Origin of the sequence: Kluyvera genomosp. 2 (genome assembly GCF_036759865.1) — a bacterium.
Taxonomy (GTDB): domain Bacteria; phylum Pseudomonadota; class Gammaproteobacteria; order Enterobacterales; family Enterobacteriaceae; genus Kluyvera; species Kluyvera ascorbata_B.
Genome location: NZ_JAPKIA010000001.1, coordinates 360,315 through 369,613, shown reverse-complemented (window position 1 = coordinate 369,613; position 9,299 = coordinate 360,315). Strand labels below are relative to the sequence as shown.

Sequence of the window (9,299 nt, the reverse complement as noted above, 5' to 3'; positions counted from 1 at the left end):
GATGCGCTCCGGATGAATATGATGATCTCATATCAGGAACTTGTTCGCACCTTCCCCTGGCCATTCAACCCTTTATGATTAACTCACGCGGGTACGATATTTATCGTCCCGCGTTTATGTACGTACAATTCAGCAATTGTTTGCGAAAGAATAAAATACCCGCTGCTCCATGCGGGTGCCCATTTTCTCTCCCGACTACCGCTGCGCCAGCGCCTTAAACACCATGGCCACCGCGTGTGCCCCCGGGTCCATATTGCCCGCCAGACTGTCACTGTTCAGGTAAGATGCGCGGCCTGCATTGGCGCGGGTGGCGTGGACGGTGGCGTCGGCGCCAGCCTGTGCCGCCAGATAGGCGGTGCTAAGATTGTCTGGCTGCTGGGCCAGCGCCTCCAGTGCGGGCTGGAGCGCGTCAATCAGCGTGCGATCGCCTACGTCGGCGCCGCCGTAAAATTTCATCTGCGTCAGGCCCGCCTGAAGGGCCGCGACGAAGGGTTGGCCTTCGTGAATGGCCTGGCCTGCGGCGGTGAAGAAAATTGACATCAGCACGCCGCTGGAACCGCCCATAACCACCGTTAAGCGTTCGCCAATGAGTGCACACAGCGTATCCAGCTGTGCCAGCGGCAGGCGGTGCTGATGCAGCTGGTGGGCAATCTCGCGTGCGCCGGCGGCAAAGGTAGAGCCGGTGTCGCCGTCGCCCACTTTGGCATCAAGCGCGTTCAGCTCGGCTTCAAGGCCCGATAGCGTTGCCGTAACGGTTTCAACATAGTGGCCCGCCAGCGCATTTTCCGACGGCGTAAATTCTACCCGGGCGCTGCGAATGGCGCAGGGCTGAGTACGCTGCGCGCGCAGCCGCACCGGCGGCAGCCAGCCTGCGGTCCTGACTTCTGATAACAGCGCTTTTTCAATGCTTTCTTCCAGCACCATTGCCGTGATGGAGAAACCTTTCATATCCAGCGCGCTGACCAGCGCTGCCGGGCCGATTAACCAATCGGTACGGGCGCCAAGGGCACTGTGCGCCAGCTCGCGGGTGATAATCGCCATTTCCGTGACCGACACGCCGCCGAGGTTGTTCAGCATCAGCACCAGCCGCCCGGTATCCGGTAGCACAGCGCGAATTTTGTCTACCATCATGCGTACAATCTCAACGCTATTCTGCGTGTCGACGATGCTGGCACCCGGTTCGCCGTGGATCCCCATGCCCAGTTCGGCCTGGCCGGAATGATGCCGCACGCCGTCATTCGGATCTGCGGGAAGGTGACAGCTTGCCAGCGCCACGCCGATGCTGAACACGCGCGCCATCGCCAGCCGTGCTTCGCGGGTGACGGTGTCCAGGTTGTAGCCATTTTCAGCAAAATAACCGGCCACTTTGTGGATCAGCAGAGTACCGGCAATACCGCGCGGGTGTTTGTTATCCGGCAATGAGATGTCATCGCCGACAATCACCATTTCCACTTTGTAGCCCATACGGCGGGCTTTCTCGGCGGCAAGTCCGAAGTTAAGACGGTCGCCGGTGTAGTTTTTAACAATCAGCAGGCAGCCCGCATCGCCGGTGACCGCCTGAATGGCCGTCAACACGGCGTCCACGCTAGGCGAGGCAAACAGGTCGCCGCACACCGCAGCCGTCAGCATACCTTTACCCACGAAACCTGTATGCGCTGGCTCGTGGCCGGCACCGCCGCCGGAAATCACCGCGACATTTGATTTATCCCAATCCTGGCGCACCACGATGCGAATGGCCGGGTCGCTTTCCAGGTGGGCCAGGTTATTCCACGGGCTGGCGATAATGGCCCCTTCGATAGCGTCATTAACAAGGTTTTCGCGTTGATTGTAGAAAAATTGCGACATAACAGATTCCTGAATTTTGGCTGTAGCAAGCCTGCGCAGCGCGCTGCGCAGAACATTGCCGGGGAGATTAAAGCGTGAAATTAAGCGTCAACGGGTCGCCGTTGCGCAGCGTGTCGAAAGCCGGGCCTTGCTGGCAGTGCCAGGGAATACCGGCCTGTCTGGCGATGAGGGCCCCGTGAGCCAGCGGGCTGCCTTGCCGCAGGCAGATGGCAGCGGTGTTTTCAGCGTTAAGCTGCAGCACCACGGAAGGGTAGATATCATCCGCAATCAGGATCGTGCGATGCAGCAGCGCTGGCGCGCTATCGGCGGCATCGAGCAGGTGCCCGAGGGTGCGGTGCAGAATATCGTCGACGTCAATATACCGTGCCTGAAGATAGGCATCGTCCAGCGCCTGATACTGCTGGCTGAGTGCGCTCATCGTCTGTTGCCAGGCCCATTCTGCGCTGCACTTCTGTTCACGCAGCGTCTGTTCCAGCTCTTTCATCAGCTCCGGATCATCGAGCAGGGTCTGGTGGCCGGCGAAAATGGCGGCAATATCGTCAGCGTATTTTTCGGCCGCCAGCGCCGTGAGGCCCGCGAGATCGTCTAAGGTACGGCTGACGGCGATTTTCAGGCGGCGAAATTCGTCTTCTGCTCGCCCATTTGCCGTACGTACGACCGGGTAGGCGGCAGGCTGATAGTGCAGGACCTGGCCGCTTGCCGTAGACGGCGTGCTCGGGCGGTCTTCCGGAGGTGCTATAGCCGCCAGGCGTTCGCCAAAATTATCCTCTGCCAGCGCCCGAAACGCCGCCAGCGCTTCCTGCGCCTGCGGGCCTTTGGCAATCAGACGTACCCGATCGTGGCAGCGAACCTTCAGCAGGGCAATTTGATTGATACTGTCGGGTTTCACGCATTTGCCGTCTTTTTCGAGCAGCAGCGCCGCGTTGAAACCGCCAAGCCCTTCGACCAGCCGGGCCGCCGGACGAACGTGCAGGCCATTCGGGTTCTGAATTTCAACGGTAATAGACTGTGCGTCGCTGAAGTCGCTCTCTTCGCCCGACGCGGCGTCGTCCTCCGTCTCCTGTGCGGGGAAGCCAAGCTGAACGCGTTTGGCCCGCAGCGCGGTCTGTGCATCAAAAATCACTTTGTCGATACTCGCGCCGCCTGCGGCGCTGGCCGCAGCGGCTAGCGCGCCTTCAACCAGCGGAGCCGGGCACAAATGTACCTTCGCCGCGATCTCAGGCTCAAGCAGATCGAGGGCCGTTTCTGCACTCATTAAGGCGCTGCCAATATCCATCAACACCAGAATGGCATCGGCGTCCGCGAGCGAAATAATGGCATCCATGACCTTAATCGGGTCAGTGCCGATAGGGTTGTCGGGATCGTCAATCCCGGCGGCGATGGCCAGCCTGCAGCCATCACCTCTTAACATCTGGCGGGCCAGCTCCCCGACCCCCTGGCCCAGTTGGGCGCTGTGAGATACGATTACCAGGTTTACCATCGCCTTATCCTTTATCTTAGGCTTTTGCCGCAGCGGCCAGCATTTGCACCATAAACAGCGTCGAGGTCGCCCCCGGATCCTGATGGCCGATGCTGCGCTCCCCCAGATAGCTGGCACGGCCCTTGCGCGCCTGCATGGTAATGGTGGACTGTGCGGCGCGTTGCGCCACGTCGCAGGCTGCGTCCAGCGCAGCGTCGATCGACAAATGCTGTTCGCTGGATTGCCGCAGCGAGTCGGCGACCGGCAGCCAGACATCGCACATGGTTTTATCGCCCGGCTCCGCCTTGCCGCGGCTGACGACGCCGTCTGCGCCTTCCCGAATCATCAAATAGAGCTCGTCGAGCGAGAGGCTTTGCCGCGCCTGAGTAGCCTGTGCGGCACGAATAAAGAAGGTGCCAAACAGCGGCCCGCTGGCGCCGCCGACGTTAGACAACAGCACCATGCCGGTGTTTTTAAGAATAAAACCAATGTCTTTGTCGGCAATAGACGGCAGTTTTTCGACGACTTTGCTAAAACCGCGGTGCATGTTGAGGCCGTGATCGGCGTCGCCTATCTCGCGGTCCAGGCCGGTCAGAAAGTCACACTGGGTGGTGAAAATTTCGCCGCAGCGATACAGCCAGTCGACAATGTTTTCTCTGTTCAGTGACATTGCAGATCTCCTTAGCAACCCCAATTGAGGGCAGGGGTATGAACCGGGGCATCCCACAGAGTGAGAATATCCTCATCTACTTTCAGCAGGGTGATGGAAAAACCTGACATATCCAGCGAGGTACACCAGGAGCCTATCAGGTTGCGTTCGATGACGATCCCGGCTTCACCACACAGGCTTTCGAGACGGTTATAGACGCCGTACAGTTCAGAAAGCGGGGTGGCGCCGAGGTTATTGACCATGGCAATCACCCGATCGCCTTTTTGCAGCGCCTGTTTACTCTGGGTCACTTCCTGCCAACTGCCGTTGACGGTATCCCACTGACGCAGCGTGCGGCTGTACTGGCCATTTTCCAGCAGCGTGGCGAACATGGCGTCCACGGTGTCATCAAGCGACGTGAAGGGGCGGCGGTCAATACCGGGTTCGCCGTGGATCCCAACGCCAAACTCCATTTCATTATCATTGAGTTCGAACGACGGCCTGCCCGCTGCCGGTACCGTGCAGGCATCCAGCGCAATGCCGAGCGTGTGGCCCTGGTTATTGAGCCGACGGCCAAGCTCGGCGCAGGCGTCCAGGCTGTCGCCGCGTTCAGCCGCCGCGCCGACCAGTTTTTCAATCAGCACGGTATTGGCGACCCCGCGACGCCCGGCGGTATACAGGCTATCTTTCACGGCGACGTCATCATCCACCACCACGGTGGTGACCTTAATGCCGCTTTCGTGCAGCAGTTCAGTGGCCGTTTCAAAGTTCAGCACGTCGCCGGTGTAATTTTTAATAATCAGCAGTACGCCTTCGCCGCCGTCAATTTGCATCGCGCATTCGAACATTTTATCCGGGGTTGGCGACGTAAAAATTTCGCCAGGACAGGCGCCGCTCAGCATACCGTGGCCGATAAACCCGCAGTGCATCGGCTCGTGGCCGCTGCCGCCGCCGGAGAGCAGCGCCACTTTCCCGGCGACCGGCGCATCGGCGCGGGTCACGTACACCGGATCCTGATGCAATTTCAGTGACGGGTGCGCTTTTGCCAGCCCGGCCAGTTGTTCCGTTAATACCTCTTCCACACGGTTAATCAGTTTTTTCATTATGTGTACTCCGCTGGATGTGATGTGGAGCGCCCGTGGGCAACTCCGCGTAGGGTCGGCATTCAGGTGTGTGCCGATAGAGTGATTCTGGCCTGGCATGGAAAAAAGAAAATCCCCACTCATTTTAGTTTCAAGTCGAAACCTGATTGCAGAGAAATGTTTCTTAATGAAACGTTTTTTGCGGACAGGACGCAAAAGTGAGAGCCTGAACAAGCTTTTCTCGCCACCGTTGCGTATTTGCCGCTGACCGCTTTGGCGTTGGCGTGCATTTTTTTTCGTTCAGCGCTGGCAAAGCCGCGGGAAAGGGCGTTTTACGGCGTACAATAGTGTGAGAACGATCCGGACCTGGATCGCAAACCTGACGCTCTTTGCGTGTTAGTGTTTCATCATGGAACGAAAATTTCGGGCTTAGGTTTCGTTGTGGAACGAAATAGCAAAGCATTTTTTTGCGCTGCACCCGCTCTAAAGTGATGTCTACCGCGCCGGCCATGCCGATGCTTCCCTCCCGTAAAGGCAGAAGCGAGCAACGCCAGGCGCCATCATGGAAACGAGTTCAATGTGAGGGTGTAGAGAATGCTACAAGTTATTCAGTCTCCAGCAAAATATCTCCAGGGTCCTGATGCATCAGCGTTGTTCGGCCAGTACGCCAAAAATCTGGCGGACAGCTTTTTTGTGATTGCCGATGATTTTGTGATGAAGCTGGCGGGCGATAAAGTCCTTAACGGCCTGCACGAAAACGGTATCACCTGCCACGCGGAACGTTTTAACGGCGAGTGCAGCCATGCGGAAATCAACCGTCTTGGGGCAATAGCTAAACAAAAAGGCTGTAAAGGGGTGGTGGGGATTGGCGGTGGTAAAACGCTCGATACGGCGAAAGCGATCGGCTATTACCAGCACCTGCCGGTCGTGATTATTCCGACCATTGCGTCAACCGATGCGCCGACCAGCGCGCTGTCGGTTATCTATACCGAATCGGGTGAATTTGAAGAGTATCTGATTTACCCGAAAAACCCCGATATGGTGGTGATGGACACCGCGATTATCGCCAAAGCGCCGGTTCGTCTGCTGGTTTCCGGGATGGGCGATGCGCTTTCAACCTGGTTTGAAGCCAAAGCCTGTTACGACGCCCATGCGGTCAGTATGGCGGGCGGTCAGTCGACCGCTGCGGCGCTGAACCTGGCCCGTCTGTGCTATGAAACCCTGCTGGCGGAAGGCGAGAAAGCCCGTCGCTCAGCCGAAGCGGGGGTCGTGACGGTGGCGCTGGAGCGGATTATCGAAGCGAATACCTACCTGAGCGGTATTGGTTTTGAAAGCAGCGGCCTGGCGGCGGCGCATGCTATCCATAATGGTTTTACGATTCTGGAAGAGTGCCACCACCTGTACCACGGTGAGAAAGTTGCCTTCGGGACCCTGGCGCAGCTGGTGCTGCAAAACAGCCCGATGGAAGAAATTGAAACCGTGCTGGGCTTCTGCCAGAAGGTCGGGCTGCCGGTTACGCTGGCCCAGATGGGCGTGAAGGACGGGATTGAAGCGAAAATTGCCGCGGTGGCCAAAGCCACCTGTGCGGAGGGCGAGACCATTCACAATATGCCGTTCCCGGTGACCCCGGACAGCGTGTATGGCGCCATTCTGACCGCCGATCGTCTGGGCGCGGAATGGCTGGCCGCGAAGTAAAATTTTCCACCGACCGTTAACCCGGTTGGTGTGCCACCTGCGTTGTGGTTTTCCCCCTGGCGAGCGGTCCCCGGCGCCGGGGGTTGTTGCGTTTATGGATTTGCCGTTCTCGGCACTCAAGAAGAGAGTATGACCATGCAGAATCAACGCGCCGAATCGGCGCCGTCGTCGTTTATCGCGCCGTCCTGGCATCGCTGCGGCAAAATGATGCAGCGCGAGACCTGGACCACGCCGCACCAGGCGCAGGGGCTGACGTTTCAGTCGATCGGTCGACGCAAGACGGCGCTGCTGACCATCGGACAGGCGGCGCTGGAAGACGCATGGGAATATATGGACAGCCGCCCGTGCGCGCTGTTTATTCTGGATGAGTCCGCCTGCCTTCTCACCCGCTGCGGTCACCCCGACACCCTTGAGCAGCTTGACGCGCTTGGCTTCCTGCCCGGCAGCTACTGTGCGGAAAGCATCATCGGCACCTGCGCGCTGTCGCTGGCCTCGCTGGTGGGGCAGCCGATTAAAACGCAGGGGGAGCAGCATTTTAAGCAGGCGCTGTTCCCCTGGGCATTTTGTTCGACGCCCATCTTTGACAATCATGGCCGGCTGTCTGGTTCTATCGCCCTGTGCTGTCTTACGCAGGAGGCGAGCGCGGCGGATCTCTCGCTGACCCTGGCGATGGCCCGAGAAGTCGGCAACTCGCTGCTGACCGATAGCCTGCTGGCAGAGTCGAATCGCCACCTAAACCAGATGTACGGCCTGTTGGAAAGCATGGACGATGGGGTGATGGCGTGGAATGAGCAGGGGATATTACAGTTTATTAATCCTCAGGCGGCGCGCCTGCTGCATCTCGATGGTCAGGCCAGCCAGGGGAAAAATATCGGCGATTTGGTGACGCTCCCCGCGCTGCTGCGCCGTGCCATCAAGCACGCCAGGCCGCTAAGCCACGCAGAAGTGACTTTCGAAAGTCAGCACCAGTTTGTCGATGCGGTCATCACGCTCAAGCCGATTGTCGAATCGCAGGGCACCAGCTTTATCCTGCTGCTGCACCCGGTTGAGCAAATGCGCCAGCTGATGACCAGTCAGCTAGGCAAAGTGAGCCACACCTTCGCGCAGATGTCGGCGGACGACCCGGAAACCCGCCGCGTGATCCACTTTGGCCGCCAGGCCGCGCGCGGCAGCTTCCCGGTGTTAATGTGCGGGGAAGAGGGCGTCGGCAAAGAGCTGATTGCCCAGGCGATTCATAATGAAAGCGCGCGGGCGGCGGGGCCGTTTATTGCGGTGAACTGCCAGCTGTATGCCGATAACGCGCTGGGCGTAGACTTTATGGGCAGCAGCGCGACGGAAGAAGAAAATGGCCGCCTGAGCCGCCTTGAACTGGCCTCCGGCGGGACGCTGTTTCTGGAAAAAGTCGAGTATCTTGCACCGGAGCTGCAATCGGTGCTGCTGCAGGTCATTAAGCAAGGGGTCGTGACGCGTCTGGATGCCCGACGGCTGATCCCGGTGGATGTGAAAGTGATCGCGACCACCACCATGGATCTCGCGAACCTGGTGGAACAAAACCGCTTTAGCCGCCAGCTTTACTATGCGCTGCACTCCTTTGAAATCAGCATTCCGCCGCTACGCGAGCGGCGTAACAGTATTCCTTCACTGGTTCACAGCCGGCTGCGCACGCTGGAGCGGCGCTTTTCCTCCCGGCTCAAGGTGGATGACGACGCGCTGGCACGGCTGGTGGCCTATTCGTGGCCGGGAAATGATTTTGAGCTGAATAGCATTATCGAAAATATTGCCATCAGCAGCGAGCACGGCCACATTCGGCTGAGCAACCTGCCCGGCTGGTTATTCAACGACCATCCCGGTACTGCGGCCAACAGCGCGGCGACCCCTGCCGGGATGAGCATTTCGGCTATTGAAAAGGAAGCGATTATTCACGCCGCCAGGATCACCCATGGCCGGGTTCAGGAGATGTCACATCTGCTGAATATCGGGCGCACCACCCTGTGGCGCAAGCTGAAGCAGTTTGAGATAGACGTCAGCCAGTTTAAACGTCGGCATCAAGAGTAAGCGGGCCTTCCTCGAATCGCGCCATCGCAAATAGCGCATCCGACAGGCGGTTCATGTAGCTTTTGAGCGCCTCGCGCAAGGGGCTGCGGCGATCCATGGCGACCAGGGTACGCTCGATCTGCCGGGCCTGCGTGCGGGCAACGTGCAGCTGCGCCGAGGCCAGCGTCTTACCCGGAATCACAAAAGCCTTCAGCGGGCCAGTGGCCGCCATATGGTGGTCAATTTCCTGCTCCAGTCGCGCAATGTCTTCGGCGGCAATCAGGCGGCTGAGGCGCGCGGCGCCGCGCTCATCGCTGGCCAGTTCGGCCCCGACGACAAACAGCTCTTCCTGAATGCGCAGCAGCGTGCGGCAAATCGTCGGCTTCTCGCTGGCTGCGCGGCAAACGCCAAGCAGCGAGATCAGGGTATCTATGCTGCCGTAGGCTTCTACTCTGATGTCGTCTTTATCGATTCGGCTGCCGCCAAACAGGGCGGTGGTGCCTTTATCACCGGTTCGGGTGTAGATACGGTACAT

8 protein-coding genes are annotated in these 9,299 nt (G+C 58.9%); 2 read left to right on the top strand and 6 right to left on the bottom strand.

What is annotated here, in order from left to right; all coding sequences use genetic code 11:
• Positions 1 to 195: 195 nt before the first annotated feature.
• The 5 genes from V6942_RS01840 to V6942_RS01820 form a co-directional block, all read right to left on the bottom strand.
• The gene (locus V6942_RS01840) at positions 196 to 1,845 is read right to left on the bottom strand and encodes a glycerone kinase (RefSeq protein WP_333500742.1); all 1,650 of its coding nucleotides are present in this window, start codon (positions 1,843 to 1,845) and stop codon (positions 196 to 198) included.
• 67 nt (positions 1,846 to 1,912) lie between these two features.
• Positions 1,913 to 3,325, bottom strand: a complete 1,413-nt coding sequence (gene dhaM / locus V6942_RS01835; protein ID WP_182965701.1) for a dihydroxyacetone kinase phosphoryl donor subunit DhaM — start codon at positions 3,323 to 3,325, stop codon at positions 1,913 to 1,915.
• Positions 3,326 to 3,341: 16 nt separating this feature from the next.
• Positions 3,342 to 3,974 (bottom strand): dihydroxyacetone kinase subunit DhaL, encoded by a 633-nt coding sequence (gene dhaL / locus V6942_RS01830; protein WP_106928724.1) that lies wholly within the window; start codon positions 3,972 to 3,974, stop codon positions 3,342 to 3,344.
• Between the two features lie 11 nt (positions 3,975 to 3,985).
• Positions 3,986 to 5,056, bottom strand: a complete 1,071-nt coding sequence (gene dhaK, locus V6942_RS01825; protein WP_106928722.1) for a dihydroxyacetone kinase subunit DhaK — start codon at positions 5,054 to 5,056, stop codon at positions 3,986 to 3,988.
• A gap of 163 nt (positions 5,057 to 5,219) precedes the next feature.
• Positions 5,220 to 5,546 carry a hypothetical protein gene (locus tag V6942_RS01820; protein ID WP_333500741.1) on the bottom strand — a complete coding sequence of 109 codons (327 nt, stop codon included), beginning with the start codon at positions 5,544 to 5,546 and terminating at the stop codon, positions 5,220 to 5,222.
• An 83-nt stretch (positions 5,547 to 5,629) separates the two neighbouring features.
• On the opposite strand from V6942_RS01820, the gene V6942_RS01815 reads away from it, so the two are divergent.
• Both V6942_RS01815 and dhaR read left to right on the top strand, forming a co-directional pair.
• Complete coding sequence (locus V6942_RS01815) at positions 5,630 to 6,730, top strand: glycerol dehydrogenase (protein WP_106928720.1); 1,101 nt, start codon at positions 5,630 to 5,632, stop codon at positions 6,728 to 6,730.
• Between the two features lie 129 nt (positions 6,731 to 6,859).
• Positions 6,860 to 8,785: a dihydroxyacetone kinase operon transcriptional regulator DhaR gene (gene dhaR / locus V6942_RS01810; RefSeq protein WP_106928717.1), complete on the top strand. Its 1,926-nt coding sequence runs from the start codon at positions 6,860 to 6,862 to the stop codon at positions 8,783 to 8,785.
• Here dhaR and V6942_RS01805 read toward each other — a convergent pair.
• Positions 8,763 to 9,299: a cob(I)yrinic acid a,c-diamide adenosyltransferase gene (locus tag V6942_RS01805; protein ID WP_106928715.1), complete on the bottom strand. Its 537-nt coding sequence runs from the start codon at positions 9,297 to 9,299 to the stop codon at positions 8,763 to 8,765. The genes dhaR and V6942_RS01805 overlap by 23 nt on opposite strands.